Source organism: Peribacillus sp. CSMR9, from assembly GCF_033141925.1.
Taxonomy (GTDB): domain Bacteria; phylum Bacillota; class Bacilli; order Bacillales; family DSM-1321; genus Peribacillus; species Peribacillus simplex_A.
This window is the reverse complement of sequence record NZ_JAOPHO010000052.1, coordinates 1-19308: the sequence shown is the minus strand read 5'-3', so window position 1 is coordinate 19308 and position 19308 is coordinate 1. Positions and strand designations below refer to the sequence as shown.

At 38.2% G+C, this 19308-nt stretch carries 17 protein-coding genes and 3 pseudogenes; 7 read left to right on the top strand and 13 right to left on the bottom strand.

The features are described from left to right. Positions 1-54: 54 nt before the first annotated feature. The 4 genes from N9I19_RS18605 to N9I19_RS18590 form a co-directional block, all read right to left on the bottom strand. On the bottom strand, positions 55-1323 hold the full coding sequence (locus tag N9I19_RS18605; protein ID WP_317778647.1) for a glutamate-5-semialdehyde dehydrogenase: 1269 nt from the start codon (positions 1321-1323) through the stop codon (positions 55-57). Between the two features lie 18 nt (positions 1324-1341). Then, complete coding sequence (gene proB / locus N9I19_RS18600; RefSeq protein WP_317778646.1) at positions 1342-2457, bottom strand: glutamate 5-kinase; 1116 nt, start codon at positions 2455-2457, stop codon at positions 1342-1344. 49 nt (positions 2458-2506) lie between these two features. Next, complete coding sequence (proC, locus tag N9I19_RS18595) at positions 2507-3349, bottom strand: pyrroline-5-carboxylate reductase (protein WP_317778645.1); 843 nt, start codon at positions 3347-3349, stop codon at positions 2507-2509. A 973-nt stretch (positions 3350-4322) separates the two neighbouring features. After that, the gene (locus tag N9I19_RS18590) at positions 4323-4868 is read right to left on the bottom strand and encodes a helix-turn-helix domain-containing protein (RefSeq protein ID WP_317778644.1); all 546 of its coding nucleotides are present in this window, start codon (positions 4866-4868) and stop codon (positions 4323-4325) included. 151 nt (positions 4869-5019) lie between these two features. On the opposite strand from N9I19_RS18590, the gene dsdA reads away from it, so the two are divergent. Then, entirely contained in the window at positions 5020-6381 is a 1362-nt protein-coding gene (gene dsdA, locus N9I19_RS18585) for a D-serine ammonia-lyase (RefSeq protein WP_317778643.1), read from the top strand. 127 nt (positions 6382-6508) lie between these two features. Here dsdA and N9I19_RS25295 read toward each other — a convergent pair. Then, a pseudogene (locus N9I19_RS25295) lies at positions 6509-7401 on the bottom strand (transposase); the annotation flags it as partial. Between the two features lie 386 nt (positions 7402-7787). On the opposite strand from N9I19_RS25295, the gene N9I19_RS18570 reads away from it, so the two are divergent. Together N9I19_RS18570 and N9I19_RS18565 are read left to right on the top strand one after the other, a co-directional pair. Next, positions 7788-7991: a hypothetical protein gene (locus N9I19_RS18570; protein ID WP_317778640.1), complete on the top strand. Its 204-nt coding sequence runs from the start codon at positions 7788-7790 to the stop codon at positions 7989-7991. Positions 7992-8333: 342 nt separating this feature from the next. Further along, positions 8334-9566 carry a cytochrome P450 gene (locus N9I19_RS18565; protein ID WP_317778639.1) on the top strand — a complete coding sequence of 411 codons (1233 nt, stop codon included), beginning with the start codon at positions 8334-8336 and terminating at the stop codon, positions 9564-9566. 490 nt (positions 9567-10056) lie between these two features. On the opposite strand, the gene N9I19_RS18560 is transcribed toward N9I19_RS18565, so the two are convergent. Next, positions 10057-10179: a hypothetical protein gene (locus tag N9I19_RS18560; RefSeq protein WP_317778638.1), complete on the bottom strand. Its 123-nt coding sequence runs from the start codon at positions 10177-10179 to the stop codon at positions 10057-10059. A 57-nt stretch (positions 10180-10236) separates the two neighbouring features. Between N9I19_RS18560 and N9I19_RS18555 the strand changes: the two are divergent. Further along, positions 10237-10515: pseudogene (locus N9I19_RS18555) on the top strand (transporter permease); the annotation flags it as partial. Between the two features lie 21 nt (positions 10516-10536). Next, positions 10537-11319 (top strand): SLC13 family permease, encoded by a 783-nt coding sequence (locus N9I19_RS18550; protein ID WP_317778637.1) that lies wholly within the window; start codon positions 10537-10539, stop codon positions 11317-11319. 293 nt (positions 11320-11612) lie between these two features. Here N9I19_RS18550 and N9I19_RS18545 read toward each other — a convergent pair whose 3' ends face one another. The 4 genes from N9I19_RS18545 to N9I19_RS18530 all read right to left on the bottom strand — a co-directional run bounded on the left by N9I19_RS18545 (position 11613) and on the right by N9I19_RS18530 (position 15411). Then, positions 11613-11828, bottom strand: a complete 216-nt coding sequence (locus N9I19_RS18545; RefSeq protein WP_317778636.1) for a hypothetical protein — start codon at positions 11826-11828, stop codon at positions 11613-11615. A gap of 95 nt (positions 11829-11923) precedes the next feature. Further along, complete coding sequence (locus N9I19_RS18540; protein ID WP_317778635.1) at positions 11924-12193, bottom strand: hypothetical protein; 270 nt, start codon at positions 12191-12193, stop codon at positions 11924-11926. Between the two features lie 353 nt (positions 12194-12546). Next, complete coding sequence (locus tag N9I19_RS18535) at positions 12547-13338, bottom strand: phosphotransferase (protein WP_317778634.1); 792 nt, start codon at positions 13336-13338, stop codon at positions 12547-12549. 870 nt (positions 13339-14208) lie between these two features. After that, the gene (locus tag N9I19_RS18530; RefSeq protein ID WP_317778633.1) at positions 14209-15411 is read right to left on the bottom strand and encodes a macrolide family glycosyltransferase; all 1203 of its coding nucleotides are present in this window, start codon (positions 15409-15411) and stop codon (positions 14209-14211) included. Positions 15412-16037: 626 nt separating this feature from the next. On the opposite strand from N9I19_RS18530, the gene N9I19_RS18525 reads away from it, so the two are divergent. Both N9I19_RS18525 and N9I19_RS18520 read left to right on the top strand, forming a co-directional pair. Further along, positions 16038-16430, top strand: a complete 393-nt coding sequence (locus N9I19_RS18525) for a hypothetical protein (RefSeq protein ID WP_317778632.1) — start codon at positions 16038-16040, stop codon at positions 16428-16430. 7 nt (positions 16431-16437) lie between these two features. Continuing rightward, on the top strand, positions 16438-16812 hold the full coding sequence (locus N9I19_RS18520; RefSeq protein WP_317778631.1) for a tyrosine-type recombinase/integrase: 375 nt from the start codon (positions 16438-16440) through the stop codon (positions 16810-16812). 280 nt (positions 16813-17092) lie between these two features. Here the strand turns inward: N9I19_RS18520 and N9I19_RS18515 are convergent. The 3 genes and pseudogenes from N9I19_RS18515 to N9I19_RS18505 form a co-directional block, all read right to left on the bottom strand. Next, positions 17093-17902 (bottom strand): annotated as a pseudogene (locus tag N9I19_RS18515) (Ger(x)C family spore germination protein); the annotation flags it as partial. A gap of 12 nt (positions 17903-17914) precedes the next feature. Next, complete coding sequence (locus N9I19_RS18510; protein ID WP_317778630.1) at positions 17915-18169, bottom strand: Ger(x)C family spore germination protein; 255 nt, start codon at positions 18167-18169, stop codon at positions 17915-17917. Further along, the gene (locus tag N9I19_RS18505) at positions 18166-18981 is read right to left on the bottom strand and encodes a GerAB/ArcD/ProY family transporter (protein ID WP_317778654.1); all 816 of its coding nucleotides are present in this window, start codon (positions 18979-18981) and stop codon (positions 18166-18168) included. The genes N9I19_RS18510 and N9I19_RS18505 overlap by 4 nt, the downstream gene beginning before the upstream one ends. Positions 18982-19308 lie beyond the last annotated feature (327 nt).

Here is a 19308-nt window from a genome sequence, read left to right as displayed (position 1 = left end):
AAAAAAGACCACCCTTACTAAAAAGGATGATCGGTCCTGTTGAAAATAGACTTCTTACCTAATCTGCCCATTCCCACTCATCATATATTTAATCGTTGTCAGTGCAGGCAATCCCATCGGTCCGCGCGCGTGAAGCTTTTGGGTTGAGATGCCGATTTCTGCCCCAAAGCCGAGTGCTCCTCCATCTGTAAATCTAGTGGAAGCATTGTGGTATACTGCGGCTGCATCCACTAATTGCATGAATCGCTTAGCCGTATCATCATTTTCTGTAATGATAGCCTCTGAATGCTTTGTGCCGTACTGATCAATATGCTCAATGGCTTCATCTAGACTGTTGACCGTTTTAACTGCAAGATCTAAGCTTAAATATTCGTTGGCCCAATCTTCTTCGTTGGCAGGGATTACATTGAGCAAGACTGCAGCTGCTTCTTGATCACCGTGAATCGTAATGCCATATTCCTTTAACGTTTCTGCAAGGATTTCTTTATTTTCACTCAGCCAATCTTTATGAACGATAAGTGTTTCCGCTGCATTGCATACAGCAGGACGATCTGTCTTGGCATTGATAATTATGTTTAAAGCTTTTTCTGTCTCAGCTTCTTTATCAAAATAGATGTGGCAATTTCCTACACCTGTTTCAAGGACCGGAACCGTCGCATTTTCTACAACCGCCTTGATTAAAGAAGCACCGCCTCTAGGAATCAAAACGTCGATATGCTCCTTCATGGTAAATAACTTCTGAGTTGTCGCACGGTCTGTTGAAGCAATGAATTGCACGGCTTCTTTAGGTATCTTTGTTTTTTCAAGGGCGCGGTGCATCACTTCAACAATCATTTTGTTGGATGAAAGCGCGGATGATCCTCCTTTCAGCACAATTGCATTACCTGATTTCAATGCAAGTCCTGCCGCATCTGCCGTTACATTTGGACGTGCTTCGTAAATCATTCCAATGACACCAAGGGGAACGCGTACCTCTTGCACTTTCAAACCATTTTCAAGCGTCCAGTCGGAAAGAACATCACCCGTTGGATCCGGAAGACCAGCAACCTGGCGCAGTCCCTCTGCAAAGTCACTGACTCTTTCTTGAGTTAGTGCAAGACGATCCATATACGCCTGGTCAAACCCTTTTTCTCTTCCTTTTTTCAAGTCTTTTTTATTTGCGTCCAAAATGATTCCATATTCTTTTTCTAATTCATTCGCTACAATTCTAAGTGCATCATTTTTTTCCTCAGTTGTCAGCATGCTTAATATTTTCGCTGCTTTTTTCGCTGAGATTGCCTGTTCTTCCACCGTCATTGGTTTAAGCGATGCAACACTCATCAAAACCCCTCCTGTAAGTTTTTAGCTTGGCACCTTCATTGAGAAATCGAGAGAACATACAAACGTCTCTTGATCAATAGCTGCCGCCGTTTCGTTTTTAATTTCTTGTGTCAGCTGTTCAGTTGAAAAGTTGATTCTGCCGAGACCGAATTCTTCTCCCTCTTCGTCAAGGATGGTCACAACGGCCCCATCGTTAAATCTTCCGTTCACTTCTTGAATATCGATTGGATATATATTTCTCTGCTGATCAATTATGGCTGTTTTCGCTTTTTGAGAAATGATGATTTTGCCCTCAGGACCTGAATGAAACGCAATCCATTGCTTTTTCTTATCAAGGTTAAAGGCATTCGGTTTCGGCTCAAAATACGTACCTCTCGCAGTGCCCTTCACTGCATCCATCAGGATATCCCTTGTGCTTGATTTCCCTAAAAAGGACTGAATGCCGGATGCCATCGCGATTTTAAAGGCTGCAATTTTTGATTTCATGCCGCCTGTACCGACTGGGCTTCCTGTTCCCCCAGCTGCTGCTTCAATTTCAGGTGTGATGGTATCTACTTTTTTAAGCAATTTCGCATCTGGATTATTGTTCGGATTGTCATTAAAAAGTCCATCAATATCAGATAAAATAATCAGGAAATCAGCACCAATCAGCGCGGCCACCTTAGCAGACAGCGTATCATTGTCTCCAAATTTCAATCGATCGACTGTGACTGTATCATTTTCATTTACAATCGGAATAATTCCGCGTTCCAATAAGACATTCATCGTATTTTTCATATTGCCATAGCGTGTTTCATCGGAAAAATCACTTCTTGTAATTAACAGCTGTGAAGCGACGTATCCGTGAGATAAAAAGAGTTCTGAGTAAGATTCCATTAATAGACCCTGTCCGATGGAAGCTGCTGCCTGCTTTTCAGGTAAGGCAGATGGACGCTTGATGCACCCTAACTTACGATAGCCCGCTGCTACTGCTCCAGAGGAAACTAAAACCGTTTCATATCCGGCATCCTTTAGCACTACAATCTGATCCGCCAGCTTCTCAAGTTTTCTGCGGCTGAGCTCACCATGCATGCTGGTCAGTGAACTGCTTCCAATCTTAATAACAACTCTCTTTATCTGTTTCTTTTCTTTGAACATCCTATCCCTCCTGATTTTTCTCTTTTAAACCTACATTCTTAAACTCTGATTAAGACGTCACCAATGCTACTGCCATCTCTTCATTCAGCTCTTTCGAACGTTTCGCCGCTTGATGAATCGCCTGTGAAATGGCTCTGCCGCCATTATTTTTCCGTAAAGCAGCAAGTCCGGATGCTGTCGTTCCATTTGGTGAAGTGACCTTCTCTCTGAGACTTGCCGGTGCTTCGTCGTTCACCAAAATCATCTTGGCTGCGCCTAAAATCGTTTGGGCGACAATCTCACGGACCATCGCTTCATCCATACCCTTTTCAACGCCAGCGTGTTCCATATGCTCCATTAAATAATAGAAGTATGCAGGTCCGCTTCCTGCAATTCCTGTAAAAATATCCATTTGCTCTTCCTCAATTAAGAACACTTTTCCCATACAGCCAAGCAGTTCTTTCACTGCTATCACATTGTCCATCCCTGTATGTCTTCCCGGACATAACGCAGTTGCCGACTCCCGGATCATGCTCGACGTATTCGGCATCAACCGCACAACCTGCTGTCCAAGCTGTAGATGATTTTCCATAAATTCAGTGGAAATGCCCGGTAATACAGAAATCACAACTTGATCCACTCTTACTTTATCTTTGAGTGCATCGAGAGCATCTGCTGCTCCCTGGGGCTTCATTGCCAAAATAAAGAAATCAACTTCTTCATATGGCAATGCATCCTGATGGACCGCATGAACTCCATACACGTGATTCATTTCCTCTAGTCGTAATTGATTGCTGCGATTTGTCACATAAATTCTCTCTGCTGGTATGCTCCCAACCTGCACAATTCCTGAAATCATCGACTCTGCCATCGAACCGGCTCCTAAAAATGCAACAATTTTATCTCTCAACATTATGCCCCCCTAAAAGTTCATTGTTCGTAATTCCGTTCGTATTTTTCAACCTTTTTATCGTAACATGCTGAGATTTAGATTCAAGGGAAGAGAGGACATTCATAAGGAAAAGGCCGAGATAGTGAAAGGAAGCGTTTTCATCTGGTGCTTACATGCCAGTAAGGTCATTTAATCAGGGATAATCCGCTGTAATCGGGGTATTTGCGGATATTTTAGGAAGAAAAACGAAATAAAACATCAGTAGCTGTTTTCTCGTTCGAAAAAATATATTAAAAATAAGCGAACGTTCGAAAATGATTTTTGTGGTTTTACAAACACTCAAAACAGGTGTTTTTAATCAAAAATACCCCATTCGTAAAAGTATACTTTTATGAATGGCAGCGACAATGCTATATTACCTATTTCAGAATTTTTATACGTTAAGAGAATTTTCAACTTAAAAAGTCGATCTCCATGAACTGCACCCCAATTGTTAGACACAACTAACAATTGGGGTCAGTTCACCACTACGTTAAGAAATCGACTTTTTTTACTTTTTCTTAAAGAACAAACGCCCCCGTTAGCCATTCATGAAGCGCAAAAATCAGCGCTTCACCACAGAATGAAAATTGATCTCTATGTCGATAATGTTTTAATGGCTGGCGAAGCATCCGTTAGTCTGCCTCCAACGATCCAACGTTACCATCGACTGTCGCTCCCTTTAAGGGCAGCACTCATGGGAGATTAATCCATTTTTGGTCGTCGCCCTAGCCTCTACTTAATTTGCTATAAATGGAGTTTTTTGTTTAACGATTTACCAAACTCAATCATATCGCTCATAAGGCTCAGCCTTTTTATTGGGTCTATTTTGTTGTTGCTGTGGTTTTTCTAGATTTTGTGCTTTTTTAATTTTCATGGGAGTTCATTAAGAAAAGCGAATCTTCTTCAATAATCGCGTCTGTTTGTTAAAATATTACACTCGACATTTTTCACATTAAAACGCAGGTGGGATAACTGAAAATAATACAACAGCATTTTGACTAAAATTATTTTCCCATTTATGTTTCAAATTTGCTGGTATTTTCACACTATCACCAGCTTCTAAAAGATATTCTTCTTCGCCTAAATACAGCTTAATTTTCCCTTCCAAAATAAATGCTACTTCCTCTCCTTTATGTTCTAGAAGATTTTCTGACGAAGAAATATTGGAAGGAACTTTCATAATCGCTGTTGCTAAATTACCCGTAAAATCAGGTGACAATAACTCATAAGACAAATTATCAATGATCATTTTCTTACGTTTACCGGATCTAACGATCAAGTCTTCCGTATTTATTTCTTCAAGTAAAAAACTAAAAGTTGGAACATTCAGGGTTTTAGCTAAAACCTTTAGGGTTTGAATAGAAGGATTCGCCAAACCTCGTTCAATTTGGCTTAACATTGAAGGTGTAATTTCAGCTAATTTTGCCAACTCTCTACTACTCAATCCTTTAGCTTTTCTATATTTTTCAACTTTCTTACCAATATCTATATTTTCCATAATCAATACTCCTTAACAAGTTGTTAAATTTCATTTAAATAAGGTAAATATAAATTAACACAAAGATGATTATGTGTTAAACTGTATTAAATTTTATTTAATTATAATTTACAAAACAACTTGTTACAAGAAAATGAGGAGGATCAAGCAAATGAAAGAGATTGAAAGCAAAGAAATACAAACATGGAAAGACCAATATCCTTTACTAAACAAGCTCATTTCGATGGATGAAGTATTTTGGCTGAATCCAAATGTCGAAAAATATCAAACGGGAAAAAAAAAATCCTCCCTTACTCAAGAAGATGTAAAAGATGCAGAGGAAAGGTTGAAGCGTTTTGCTCCATATATCGCCAAGGTTTTCCCTGAAACAAAAGGAACGAACGGTATCATAGAATCTCCTTTAGTGAGAATTCCTGCCATGAAACAATCCTTAGAACAAGATTATCAACAACCTATATCAGGAGAATTATTACTAAAATGTGATAGTCACCTTCCTATATCAGGATCTATTAAAGCAAGAGGCGGGATTTATGAAATTCTCAAACATGCAGAAGAATTAGCTTTTCAACATCAATTGTTAACAATCCAAGATGATTATTCGATTTTAGATAGTGATAGATTCCGGACCCTTTTCTCAAAATATTCAATCGCGGTAGGCTCGACTGGAAACTTAGGACTTAGTATTGGCATCATCAGTGCAAAGTTAGGTTTTAATGTTTCTGTTCATATGTCAGCTGATGCAAAACAGTGGAAAAAAGACTTGCTTAGAAGCAAAAATGTCAAAGTTATTGAATATGAAGCTGATTATAGTAAAGCTGTAGAGGAAGGCCGAATCCAAGCAGATAGTGATCCAACATGTTATTTTGTGGATGATGAAAATTCTCACGACCTATTTTTAGGATATGCAGTGGCTGCATCTCGATTGAAAAAACAATTAGAAGAGCTAGAGATAATAATAGATGAAAATCATCCTTTGTTCGTTTACCTTCCATGTGGAGTAGGTGGTGGCCCTGGAGGCGTAGCTTTTGGTTTGAAATTATTGTACCAAGACCATATTCACTGTTTCTTTGCAGAACCTACCCACTCACCATGTATGTTACTCGGTTTAATGACTGGACTTCATGATAAAGTTTCTGTACAAGATGTTGGTATCGATAATGTAACAGACGCGGATGGACTTGCTGTAGGAAAGCCATCAGGGTTTGTGGGTAAAACTATGGAACCTTTTTTAAGTGGCAATTATACGGTTAGCGATGAACAGTTGTATAAGTTGCTAAAAGAACTAGTCGATACAGAGGGGATCCATTTAGAACCTTCTGCACTAGCAGGCATGATAGGACCAAGTAAATTATGTAAAGAGGGCATCAATTATTTACAAAAGCATAGTTTAACGGAAAAGATGAGTGAAGCTACACATATTATTTGGGGGACTGGTGGAAGCATGGTTCCTGAAGAAATGATGACGCAATATTATCAAAAAGGGTTGAAATTAGCGTTAGAGAAACAGAAGTAATTTTACACGAGGTAGTTTAACCCCGTGTCAGTTTGTAGACCAAAAGGTTTCGGAATGTTCTCATTCCGAAACCTTTTTGATTTTTTATTGGATTTGAAGCTGTTATAGAAAATAGCTGACCTCTCCATTATTTAGACCTTTTCTGGCCCTCGCAAGTCCAGTTGGCACTCTTCTTTACATTCATTGCAGCGAAAGTAAGCATCGCCTGCATCAACAATTTTCTAAGTCCCCTTAACGTTGTCCAACGCATGCCATGCTTTTCTTTTCCATCTGCGAATACTCGCTCAATTGTTCTTTGCGTTTTGCATAAATTGGCTTTTTATCTTCGTGATGGCGCAGATGATCTGCTACTTCCACGTATTTTTGCCAAATGGGACGTGTAACTACTTATCGATGATCTTTACTATCCGTACATTGTGCTAATAAAAAGGGCACGTTGCGCAGATATGTTTTGGTGACTTGTACTCACGATTCACCTGCCCGGCAAAGATAACAGTCAAAGGATTCTTTCGTAAACATATTCATGTTTAAAAGAATCCTTCTTTTTGAATGGTCGTGTATTGTAAGGCAGGTGTTATCTCCAGTACAAATAAGTATCTCGTAGTCGCAGGTGTTTTATAAGCTGTATCTGCGAAACAGCTTGGGGTTTTCCAACTCTTCTAATCACTTTTTCACTATTGGCTCTAAGATATTACTATCATGTGTGTTACCTGGTGTTACAATCATGCCGACTACAAAACCGTTTCGTCTGAGGCAGCAAGGAATGAATAGGCCAACTGTTTTGTACGTTCGTTTTTGACGTAGTATCCACTCTCTGGATCGGTTGTACTTTCTTTCATTTCTTTCTCTTCTTCATTAGTGAACTTTTCTGGAAAGAATGGCTTTTTTTCGTGTTCCTGGTTAATCTCATTTTGAAGATGTTTTCGATAAGCATCGATTTCTTTCCAAACGATTTTCTTTTCAAATTTGTGCAATTCTCATTAGCCTTACATGTGTGGAGTCAACGAAAACACGTTCTGCAATGATTGGTCTGTCTGTCTGTCTGTCTATCTAATTACCTTTCCTATTAATTGGGGGTTTACAACTATCTAAATTCTGTCTATTATCTTCGATTTTATCAACATAAATCGAAAGAAGTGATAAATAATATACAGTTATTAGGAAATTATCTATTGTCAAGTTACCCTTTAATAAGGTAATTTTTATAGTGTGAATTATTCAACACTTTGTAAAAAAGTCTACATTAAGATAAGAGAGAATTGCCTAATCAGACTAAAACAGCCCCCAATTCGATAAAAAAAGGATCTATTTTATTCATTATGGTTTTATCAACTGACGGACTCCACTAGTTATACCTATTTGATTCTCATATCAACAGGGCATCGCATTCTGAATGGCCTTAATTAATGATGATGCCTATACAGCCTGCTGGTTTAAATCCATTGCCACAACGGTTAAATGCGCATGGAACAGCAATAAGCAATACGATTCGTCAAGTTGCCGGTGCCTTCTGTACTTCACTTCTTTTGACAGTGATAGCAGACCGTACGAAATCACAACTGCAGGATATGATTCCTACCGCAGCTGCTAAAGGCTTGACTACAGGTTAGCTTGTTACAGAAACTTCCATACAGGGGGTTAATGACGCCTATCTTGTCATCAATGGAATTGGTATCATCGGATTACTACTTTCCTTCTTTATAAAGAAAGTTAAACAGGCTTCCGAATTAGAATCTAACAATCCTGCTGAGACGGTAACACCAGAGAGTTTAAGAACAAATTAAAAACCATGTGAATTTCTGAATAAAAAAAGAAGCAATCTAGACCATGTTAGTCAACATGTTTGCAGTAAATCGCTTCTATCCTTATCCTGGCTGGGAAATGTGATGTACTGCAAATATGATTATTTATAGAGTGATTTATACAATTTTTATTTTTAAGGAGGAATATTAGTGAATAAAGAAGTCATTGCAATTACAGAAATCCCTAATTTCCAGACACGTGCTGAAGAGTTTTCCCCTTTAAAGTGGTATAAAGAAATGCTTCACAATCATCCAGTTTATTTTCACGAAGAAACGAATACATGGAATGTTTTTAAGTATGAAGATGTTAAACAGGTGTTAACCAATTATGAAGTCTTTTCAAGTCAAGGGCCTAGAAGCGGTCTTTTTGTGGGCGATAATAAAAAGCAAAAAAACACTTCACCTATAACAATGATTACGTTCCTTGATCCTCCTGATCATCGAAAGGTTCGTTCCTTATTGGCAGCAGCTTTCTCACCCCGCAGTTTAAAAGAGTGGGAACCTCGTATTCAACAGATTGCAACAGAGCTTGTAGAAAATATACAAGAAAATTCTACAATTAATATTGTGGAAGCTTTGGCGTCCCCTTTACCTGCTCTAGTAATAGCCGATTTATTTGGTGTACCTGCACAAGGTCAAGGTCAGTTTAAAGAATGGGTTGATATTTTATTCCACCCTTACGACAAAGAAAGGTTAGAATACATTGAACACCAAAAACAAAAGGCAGCGAAAGAATACTTTGAATACCTTTATCCTATTGTAATTCAAAAACGTTCGAACCTTTGTGATGATATTATCTCTGATTTGATTCAAGCTGAAGTAGAAGGGGAAAAATTTACGGATGAGGAAATTGTACAGGCAACTATGTTACTTTTAGGGGCAGGTCTTGAAACAACTAGTCACGCAATAGCCAATACGTTCTATTCATTGCTTTATGATGACAAGTCATTATATGGAACACTAAGAAATGATATAGGATTAGTCCCAAAAGCCGTTGAAGAAATGCTTCGATATCGTTTTCATATTTCAAGAAGGGATCGTACGGTCAAACAAGATAATAATCTATTAGGTGTTGAGTTAAAAAAAGGTGACGTAGTCATTGCTTGGATGAGTGCATCCAATATGGATGAAAACATGTATAGTGATCCTTTCTCTATAGACATTCATCGTTCAAACAATAAAAAGCACCTGACTTTTGGAAGTGGTCCGCATTTTTGTTTAGGTGCACCTCTTGCACGATTAGAAATGAAAATTGCATTAGAGGCATTCTTACAAAAGTTTTCTTGTATCGAATCAGTAGGAGGGTTCGAATTAGAAAAAAACTTAACTGCTTCTGCTACGGGACAGTCCTTGACTTATCTACCAATGAAAGTTTATAAGTAGGAATTTAAAGTTCCTAAAAATATGTTTAACGCTTATTAATTAGTCAGAGATAGATTACATCGTAAAAACCATGGTTTCTTGTGGAAGTTAAATTATGTCCCTATCCATTTACTTATCTTATTAGAAAATGGATAGGTCAATTGTAAAAGCGATTGTTGGATGGCAGGTAAGAATAACGACAACAAAAATAACCTTGCTTATTTACGGAGATTGAGTATAAAAATGAAGGTTGCTATGGCAACCTTTTTGTTATTGTCATAATGAAGCAGGTTAGTAATTAATTTGCAGCTAAAGACTAATTAAGAAACTTATTGGATTTTTTTATTGTGGTGTAAATAATATGTCATTAACCTCTTTAGCAAGTCCCAGTATTTCTAATTGCTTGATTTCATTAAACCTGGGCCAATAATTATTTCCTTTCCCACTCCTAACTACTGTAATTTTTACACCGTCATAATGACTAACGTTTAGAATGCTTTCAAGAGTTCATTTAATATTCAACATTTTTTAACAATTCCTTCGCTGCCATCGTGGCAGATAACGTCCCCTCAACAACTGCCTGTTCAATCCGCGGTAGATCCTTAGTTACTTTTGGATGAGTATAGAATTGCACTCGCAGGTACTCTTCAACCATGTAATGTAGCCAATCTAAGGTTTCCAAAAAAATGGAACCATTGACTTGATTAGTAGATGGGGACTCCTCTTGGTTAGAGGTAACACCGGCTTGATTCCATGGGTTATGTTCGCACTGGGCGCTCTTTTGACAAGCATCGGTACATCTGCAATTGCTGCTGCATCTATCTTAATTCCCATTGCGTTACGGATTGCTTTCCAATACAAGATTAATCCTCTTATGATGGGCTTAATGCTCCTTATAGGGGTGACTGCGGGTGGCTTCTCACCACTTCATCTTTTTGGTGTGGTTGTGAACGGTATGATAGATTCCTAAAATATCCCACATTCACCAGGCTTGCTTTTTTTAAACACCTTTATATTATGTGTAATCGTTGCGATTATAGTATTCATTCTTTTTAGCGGACTTCGTAAGTTTTCTAGGAAAGATTCTGTTAAACATTATTCAGCGGCTGCAACAGAAATAATCGATATAAATGTAAATCAGGAAGAAAGTTCAGAAGATAGTTTAAAAGAACGTTTGACTTGGTATAAAGGATTCACACTTATTGAAATAGCTCTTCTAGTCATTCTAGCACTTGGTTACAATGTGCACATGGGTTTTGCCGCGTTCGGAGTAGGATTGGTACTATCCTTGATTGCTCCAAAAAGACAAGAAGGTGTCTTACATAGTATACCATGGCCAATTATCCTTATGGTAACAGGGATTGTAACATATGTAGGGGTACTAGAACAAATCGGTGTTATAAAATATATGACTCATCTTATAGCTGGCATGAATAATCCTATAATGGCAACGCTTACAGCATCATATGTAGGGGGAATTATCTCATCTTTCGCCTCAACAACAGGTTTTTTGGCAACCATTATCCCGCTCGCCATTCCAATTCTCAAGGATCCACATGTTTCATCCATAGGTGTTATATCATCCATCTCGTTTGCATCGAGCATTGTGGATATAAGTCCCTTCTCGACAAATGGGGCTATGTTGCTTGCAAATGCACAAGGTATGAACCAAAATGAATTTTTCAGAAAACTCTTAATTGCATCTGTATGCTTTATTGCTCTCGGACCTGGACTCGCTTGGGTTATTTTTGTGGTAATTGGAACACCATGGTAACAGTTGGGAAAAAACATATTCCAGCTTTCAAACCAGGTAAAGAGTAAAAGAATCTGTAAAATAAGTAGTTAATTAAAAAGCGCTAAGAGAACTTTTATGTTCTCTCTTAGCGTTTTATGGTCTGTACAGGTATGATCTATTCCGCAAGAACTTTCCCAAACAGGGGCCCAGAACAAAAAACGCGAATATTGTACGCTAAGCAAATTTGAATATAAGATTGATTGATAAAATCGAAATCACGTCACAATCCGTATACATCACGCTTTTGCTTATAATTTGAATTACATATGTTTTTATAAGGAGTTTGCCCAGTATGCCACTAGAATAATAATGATTACAGTAACAATAACAAGCAGTTTTTTACTGTAATTTCTATCTTCTTTCTTTCCCCTTATTTTCTCTCTATATTTCATTTGTACCTTTTTCTTTTTATCATCTAATTTCATATTGCAGGTAGACTCCTTAATGAAGATAATCAAGTTGATTTTACCATAAAAAACCACATTCATTCTTCAACTATCCTGCCCCTTTCGTGCCATAAAAAAAGGATACGGCAGCAACCTTCCTTATTGACGTAAAGCACCTTTCCAGTTGAATAACCAATTTAAAATCCATTACCCTGGAATACTATTCTCATTAATTCGATGGCAATAAAGTAAACGAAACCAACAAATATACTAAGACCTAAAGCTAATTTTCTCCAAAGTCCTTTCTCACTGAGAAAAGAAAAAGAGAACGATATAATGATTCCACATATCATTAATACACGAAAAGTTGTTACTCCAGGATCAATTACTTGTGTTATATTCGCAGTAAAAAAACAAATAACCAAGATAATTAAAGCAAACGAAATAACCCCTAAATATTTTGTCATGATTCCCCACCCTTCTCCTCTTATCTAATTTACCAAATTATGGTTAAAATGTATATTTTTATTTGATTATCTTGCCCTATAGTTTCATAAAGAAAAGCTTCCTTAAAGACCCCTCAATTTTCAACGAATGCACCGTTAGCCGTTCATGAAGCGCAAAAATCAGCGCTTCACCACAGAGAATGAAAATTGGTATCTATATCGATACTGTTTTAATGGCTGGCGAAGAGGGTCGTCGAACTATGTGCCTTTGAGCTCATCCGTTAGTCTGACTCCGGCGACCACGATGTACCACCGACTGTCGCGCCCTTTTTGTGCTTTTTTAATTTTCATGGGAGTTCAACAAAAGCCTACCCTTAAATCCACTCTTTTCCATGTTCACAAATGAATTTAATATCGTTTTGGTAATGTTCAAGATGCCCTTCATCTATCATCTTTTGAAATGCAATGTCACCTTCACTGGCTTTTTTTGTAATTATTTTACATAACCCCTCTAATCGTAGCCATACCATTTCCAAATAATCTTCGTCTATTCCTTCACCGTAAGATTCAAAAAACAATCTAACTCTTTGTTTTATACGGTTAGCATGCTGTAATGAATTATAATAAACTCTCTCACCTGTTTCAGAAAGGTAAAATCTACTTAAGGGGACGCAATTATAAAGAGTATAAGCCATGTCCCAAAGTCTTGGACCAGGTCCAGCAACATCGAAATCAATAATACCTATTGGTCTTTCATGTTTAAAAATAATGTTGTATATCGCAAAATCATTATGGCATAGTACCTCAAATTGTTGGGGGGTGTTATCTATCGATTCCCAGCTATCATCAAATGAAAAATCACTGACAGAATCATGATAAAGACGAAGCATTTTCGCTATTTCTATTAAGACATCATTAGACCGCATGTATTCTTTTAAAGGATAATTACCAGCTTCTCCTTCAATAAATGATAATATCTCCCTTCCTTTTTCATCAATACCTAACAACTTTGGGGCATAACTGAAACCTTTGTTCTCCAAATGCTTTAATAGCTTATGAATTTTGGGACTATCTGGCTTTAATTCTCGTCGCACAGTATCTCCCGAACGATAAACCCTAGAGACATTCCCTCCTGTTAGCATTTCTTCGTTTTCATGGTTTGACATCTAAATATCCCTCCTTGATATGACTTTCTATAAGCCATAAAATAAATCCTGTTTGTTAAACTAATCTCTTTCAATTTATACCGGGACAAGGTACTTTGGGAGATTCCCATTTCCTTAGAGCTGCCTCTAAAATGGATTAATCCCCGATCCATTCTTTCCTTTATAATCGTTACAGGATAAACCTGCTTTTCTTCAACCATTCCCTGGTTGCAACAGTCTCCCTGTCCGTCATACCCTTCAACCAAGGTCATCTCCCATTCCCGTGATTTCATTAGGTGGGATTATTTGGACACGTGCCTTCAACCAGGTGTTATGTTTTTACCTTATACCCACAGCCTTAATGATTCCATCCTTCTTCAAATTGTTCTCTAATCCTTGAACCATATCGCGGATTCACTTCCAAATTCATGACTTTTATAAGCCCTTTGCCTCTCCTGATATGATAAGCCCTGAGATAGCCCGTACTCCTCTGGCGAATCCTCCATTGCCAGGACAGGTACTGGATAACCGTTTATTGTATCTTTACTTAATTGGATGGTATTCAAGAGTCTTTAATGCAGGCAGCCCACTGCGGAACCATACAAGAAGTTGGCAAGCAATTCCTTGGACGAATGCTGCATTCATAAATACCAATTCGGATTTCCCCCCGCTACCCACAAAAAACAAGGGATTAAACTGCACTTGGCCAAACTTTCACAAAGTCTCCCTGATTTTCATTAATGAACCTCAAATTCTCTTTTTCTGATCCATATCGTTGTGAGCACAATCTAGCGTTTATAATAGTTCCTGTTCCATTACTTAATTAAAAACAGAAGTTGCCGAAACCACTAAAAAAAGCCGCCAATAATGGCAGCTGAGAAATCTTTATATTTATATATCATATTGGCTTTTAAATTGGAAAATCTCATCGACAGCTTGATGATACCCACCCGATTTTTGAAAGGATTCACTAATATTTGAAACAGCTTTATGGAAGGATGGGTGGTTTAACAAATGATCTACCGCTTCATTAAGTTGATTTGCCGTCAAACTTTGCATTTGTAATTGAATACCTGCTCCTATATTGGCAACTTGCTTGGCAATTATCGGCTGATCCGCACTTTGCGGAATTACAATTAGCGGAACCCCGTAGTAGAGACCCTCATTGGTACTGTTCATTCCACCATGAGTGATAAATAATTTCGTGTATTTCAGCACCTCAGTTTGTGGAACATAATTTTTCACAATGAAGTTTCTAGGAATCTCCCCCAAGTCAGATATTTGAGCATTTTTCCCGATAGACATCAAGACAGTATGATCAGTGGCCTCGAATGCCTTTAAACATAGTTTATAGAAATCAATTTCTTGGTTATAGACAGTACCCAGTGAAATGTAAATTGGGCTTTTTCCTTTGATTGAAGTAAGGTCGAAGTTTTCTTGCTTTAATCGTGTGGAGATGGATGGACCAACAAATTTGTAAGTTTGGTTGAATACTTCTCCGAAAGGTTGAAACTCCCTAGTTGTATAAATGATTGTAAGTGGTGCAGGATTGCAAAAAACTTCGTAAGGAGAATCGATCACCACATCATATTTTTCCTTCACCAGTGCCGTCAGGCTTTGAAATTCATCGTTTATAGGTTTAACTCTTTCTGTAGGGATTTTTTTAGAAAGTTGTTCCAACATTTTATCGAATGATGCTTTTGTCTGCGCAAAAGATGTACAAGAATTAATTGCCGGAAGTTTAAGTATTTGTGCAAGTAAATATCCACAACCAAACATGGAATCGTGGATGATATAATCAAAATGTTCTCCTTCGATTTGCTTTAGAACACTAGGTATCACGACATCAGCTGTATGCAAAAGACCGTTGATTCTTTCGAGTAAATAATTTCTTCCACCAGAGATAAAGGCTTTTACAAATTTTTCACCGTCTAATGTTCGTACAGTAGCTCCGGTGTTCTCAATACGCTCTCGAAAAGCTTCTATCGTAAAGTACACCACCTCTTCTCCACGCGAAATAAGCTCATGCACAACTCCAATAGTTGGATTGATATGTCCTTCTGATCCACCATTAATAAATAAAACACGTGCCATTATAACCACTCCTTAAGTAAAACGTTCACTTGATTTTGTAAGAGTATGGGGCACTGCCCCATACCTTTCTCAACTATGTTAAAACTCCGTGGGTTCTTTTAGCAAGTGCAATCAAGTATCATTTTTAACTAAATTGCCCAGTTCAGTGAAAATCCTCACACTCTCTTCACCATTACCGATTTTCTTTAAATTGTTTTTCAATTATCTGTCCCATTACTAAATAAGAAAAAACCCTACATTATCAAAAAACAGCATATAAACGGCCTACTTAGGGTTAAACTCTTCAAGCATTACTGATTTCCCCATTAACTAGGTCACCTCTTAATTAAAAACAGTTAAATCCCACGTTACAAGAACGATTATATATGACAGAAAAGAATGGACAAAATCCTTTTTCAGATTTTAGCGATGTAGACATGCTCCAGTGGTTTCTTCACCGGCGAGAGCATTTAAAACAGCTACATGAAAAGTCCGCCAGCACCTTCCAAGCCTAAGAGCTTAGAACTTATTCAATTTATTGAACAATTACCCACTTATTCAGTGGAAATCCATGTAGACTTGGAAAAAGTTGTGGAGGGTTCCCTTTTTAAATCTTTATCTAGCCGGCACATTCGAAGGTATCAGGAATGGTATCAGAAAAAAGCCCCTATGTCTTAACAAAAGGAGCTTATTCCGTTGCCACATTATCCAGAAAGACAACCATCATTAAGAGTTTTTTGAAATTCCTGTTCGAAGCAGGCTATATCACGGAACCTATTCATGAAGGTTTCTTTAATGTTCGTAAAGATGATCGGCCCAACGGGATTGGGGGACCAAAGGAAGTCATTCAGCTACTTGATTACTTCAGGGAAATTAACCACCCCATCGTTTTTTCGATTATTCATATCCTAACGATGACAGGCATGCGTAATGAAGAGTTTACAAGACTCCGAGTCAAGGATCTTCAATATGATTCCATTTCCAGTACGTATTTTTTAGAGGTCCTAGGTAAGGGAGTAAAAAAAGGCAAATACCATTGAAAAAGGAATGAATAGTATTCGAATGTTCCGTTCCGCTAGAGGCATCGACGATATAGATGCAGCAGAAGGAGACGACCCTCTCTTTACGACCAATACCGGCCGTGCCTACTCTCCCTCTTATTTGTCTCAATTCTTAACAAAAGTCATAAAAGAGAGTGGATTGCCCTTTTTGAAGTTCCGTTCTTCTTCCGTTGGTCCTCATACCTTTAGGCATGCTTTCGCCATCATTTCTCACTTAAATGGAGTTAATGTCTATCAGATTATGAAGAGTCTGGGCCATGAGCAGCTATCCACTATAGAAATTTATTTGCAAAAGGTTTTTGAAAAAGAACGCCATGCGATTCATTTGTGGAAATCAGATGTGTTCGGAGAGTGTATATAATAGAAGAAAGTCGTCCTATTTAGAGAAGTTTTTGAAGCATATCGCTGATAACTAAGAACTTCTTCGTAAATTTGAACAATCATTTCCTTGGAATCGTTCATTGTTATACCGCCTAGTATATTATGTTTAGGCTCTTTATTTAGAGCACATATTCTTCTTGCTTTTTCTGCAAAATATGGTCCAATTACTTGAACTAAATTGAAAGGGTGGGAAAAAGAGGAGCGTCTCAAGGGGACGAATTTAGATCCTTTTGGGTCGCTCCCTTTTTTGACGTCACTTTCTATTCGGTGATGCCGGTGTTCACAATACGAACTTTCATATAAAATTCAACAGGAACGGTTGGGTAGCGGTCTTTCCATGCTTCTTTATCAAAGTTCCGAAAATGGCTCCGGACTTTTTCGCCGATTCCGAGCGGATCAATCTTTAGCTCCTGAAATTTCCTCATCATTTTTTCCGCTCTTTCCGTCGTCTCTTTACTCCATTCCTGCTCCACTTCTTTCATCGTGTTCCCTTTCTTCAACACGCTGGAAGCATCTTTAATCTCTCCTATCACCGAGACATGAACCGACACCCGCGGATTGTCTTGGCTGCCGGACACTTTATATTTCACTTTGGATCGAATATTTTCAGTAGCAATGTACTTTTTATTTTTGAAGCTTATTTCATATGTGCCTGTTTTAGTCTTTTCGTAAAAGAGTGTAAATATATAACTGTCCTTATTGGAAAGCTCTCCTACGTAGAGATCATCCTTAAAAAGAGCGAGACCTTTATATTGAATATGATCGTCTTTTTTTCCAATAATAGGTAGAAAAGGATCTTGATTGAACCCTTCATATTGATCCAGGAAAGCATGAACAGTTGGCTGAGGAATAATATCCTTCAGATTTCTCTCCATGAAATCGGAAAGATATTCAGCAGATGTCGGCGCATTAGGATACTCAAAAGTTAACAGCTCCTCTACGCTGCCGACGACGACCGCCATGTAAACATCTCTGCCAATATCGGTAGAGCGTCCAAGCGGATCAGCAAGCTCGGCGACTCCGTGTTTTGCCAGCTCTTTACTAATCAAAAAATTTTGCAAACGTCCCGTGGCGAGCTTTCTTTAGGCCTCCATCTGCTGCTTTTGTAAGATGTCTAGAATGGTATGTCCGATCGCCGTAAAGAAGGCATTGAGCGGCTTAACATCTATCCTCGCAGGATAAAAAGGAGCGGCGGCTGTTCCCTTCATCCGGTCCCCGTCCACATAGTCATAACCAATGGCCGAAACGTGCTGGATATCTTCAAGTATCTTTGTTTCAATGGAATAATTGAACAGCAAGATGAGCGTAAAGATGCTCCAAAAGAGGTACTTTTTCATGACGTTGGCCTCATTTTACTTTTAATCATTTGGTAAAAGAAGAGAAATGGAATATAGGCATAAATGACGTAAAGACTCACGAAGCCAATTATTGTATTTAGCTGCTCGATCTGCTCGCGGTTTTTCAAGAGAACAGCCACCACAGCTGTCATGATGAGTACTACAATAAGGCTATTTTTTTGCTTCACGGTAAACAGCTGCTTCAGTCCTCTCGTGCCGGCCCAAATAAGCAAACAAACACTATTAAGTACGTTAAACAGCCAAATGGAGATCCCCATAAACTCAAATCTTTCAAGAAAAGGAAAATCAGCAATTTTCCAAAAAGTTAATGTCGGCCAAATCGACTCAATTAATTGAGCCTTAGTAAAGTACATAAGGGAAACGATCATTATTACTAAATAACTAAAAGTACTGAACGCCGCTCCATAATGCACCCACTTTTGCGAGCATGGAGCATTTTTTATAAAAGGATAAAAGAAAAAAAGTGTTTCAAATCCCGTTAAACTATACGTCATCTTTTTAGAGGCGGATAAGAACTCAACTGCCGTATGATCCAAAATAGGCAAAAGATGAGAAAACTGCACGTGCCGTAATGGGAACTCTAACATTATAAAAAATATAGGAGTCGTTAAGATGAAACTGAGGAAGCAAATCCCAACAACGACTCGAAAGCCTCCGATTACATACACATAAACGAGCGATGAAAGAATCAGGGCCATATACCATGTTTCCAATTGCGGAAAGATCCAGACTTGAATCTGAAAAGTTGACGATACTGCAGTGAATAAAGATCTTCCCTTGCAAGAACACATTTTGAATGTCAATCTAGACTAACTACTAGATGAGGAAAACAAGGAGATCATAACCCCTGCAATCCAGTTAAATTTGGAATTTCCAGACTGGTGCCCGGCCTCAGCATACGAATCCTTGCGAACTCTACCCAGGTCATTGAACGATTATTGAATCAGTTCCATAAGGTCATCAGCGAGAAGTGGAATAATCGTACACCAAGCTCATTGCGGAAATACTAATACATCCATCGGATGGAGATTCCTTAATAGTAAACGAGCAGATGATAAGTAATTGTATTTATACTTATACCGTATACCATAATTCACAGTTTGCCTTGTCCTATTGTG

Coding starts and splice junctions, on each gene's coding strand:
- proB (WP_317778646.1), bottom strand. CDS start 2,457: ATGTTCAAAGAAAAGAAACAGATAAAGAGAGTTGTTATTAAGATTGGA.
- proC (WP_317778645.1), bottom strand. CDS start 3,349: ATGTTGAGAGATAAAATTGTTGCATTTTTAGGAGCCGGTTCGATGGCA.
- N9I19_RS18590 (WP_317778644.1), bottom strand. CDS start 4,868: ATGGAAAATATAGATATTGGTAAGAAAGTTGAAAAATATAGAAAAGCT.
- dsdA (WP_317778643.1), top strand. CDS start 5,020: ATGAAAGAGATTGAAAGCAAAGAAATACAAACATGGAAAGACCAATAT.
- N9I19_RS18570 (WP_317778640.1), top strand. CDS start 7,788: ATGATGATGCCTATACAGCCTGCTGGTTTAAATCCATTGCCACAACGG.
- N9I19_RS18545 (WP_317778636.1), bottom strand. CDS start 11,828: ATGAATGTGGTTTTTTATGGTAAAATCAACTTGATTATCTTCATTAAG.
- N9I19_RS18540 (WP_317778635.1), bottom strand. CDS start 12,193: ATGACAAAATATTTAGGGGTTATTTCGTTTGCTTTAATTATCTTGGTT.
- N9I19_RS18535 (WP_317778634.1), bottom strand. CDS start 13,338: ATGTCAAACCATGAAAACGAAGAAATGCTAACAGGAGGGAATGTCTCT.
- N9I19_RS18530 (WP_317778633.1), bottom strand. CDS start 15,411: ATGGCACGTGTTTTATTTATTAATGGTGGATCAGAAGGACATATCAAT.
- N9I19_RS18525 (WP_317778632.1), top strand. CDS start 16,038: ATGGTATCAGAAAAAAGCCCCTATGTCTTAACAAAAGGAGCTTATTCC.
- N9I19_RS18520 (WP_317778631.1), top strand. CDS start 16,438: ATGAATAGTATTCGAATGTTCCGTTCCGCTAGAGGCATCGACGATATA.
- N9I19_RS18510 (WP_317778630.1), bottom strand. CDS start 18,169: ATGAAAAAGTACCTCTTTTGGAGCATCTTTACGCTCATCTTGCTGTTC.
- N9I19_RS18505 (WP_317778654.1), bottom strand. CDS start 18,981: ATGTGTTCTTGCAAGGGAAGATCTTTATTCACTGCAGTATCGTCAACT.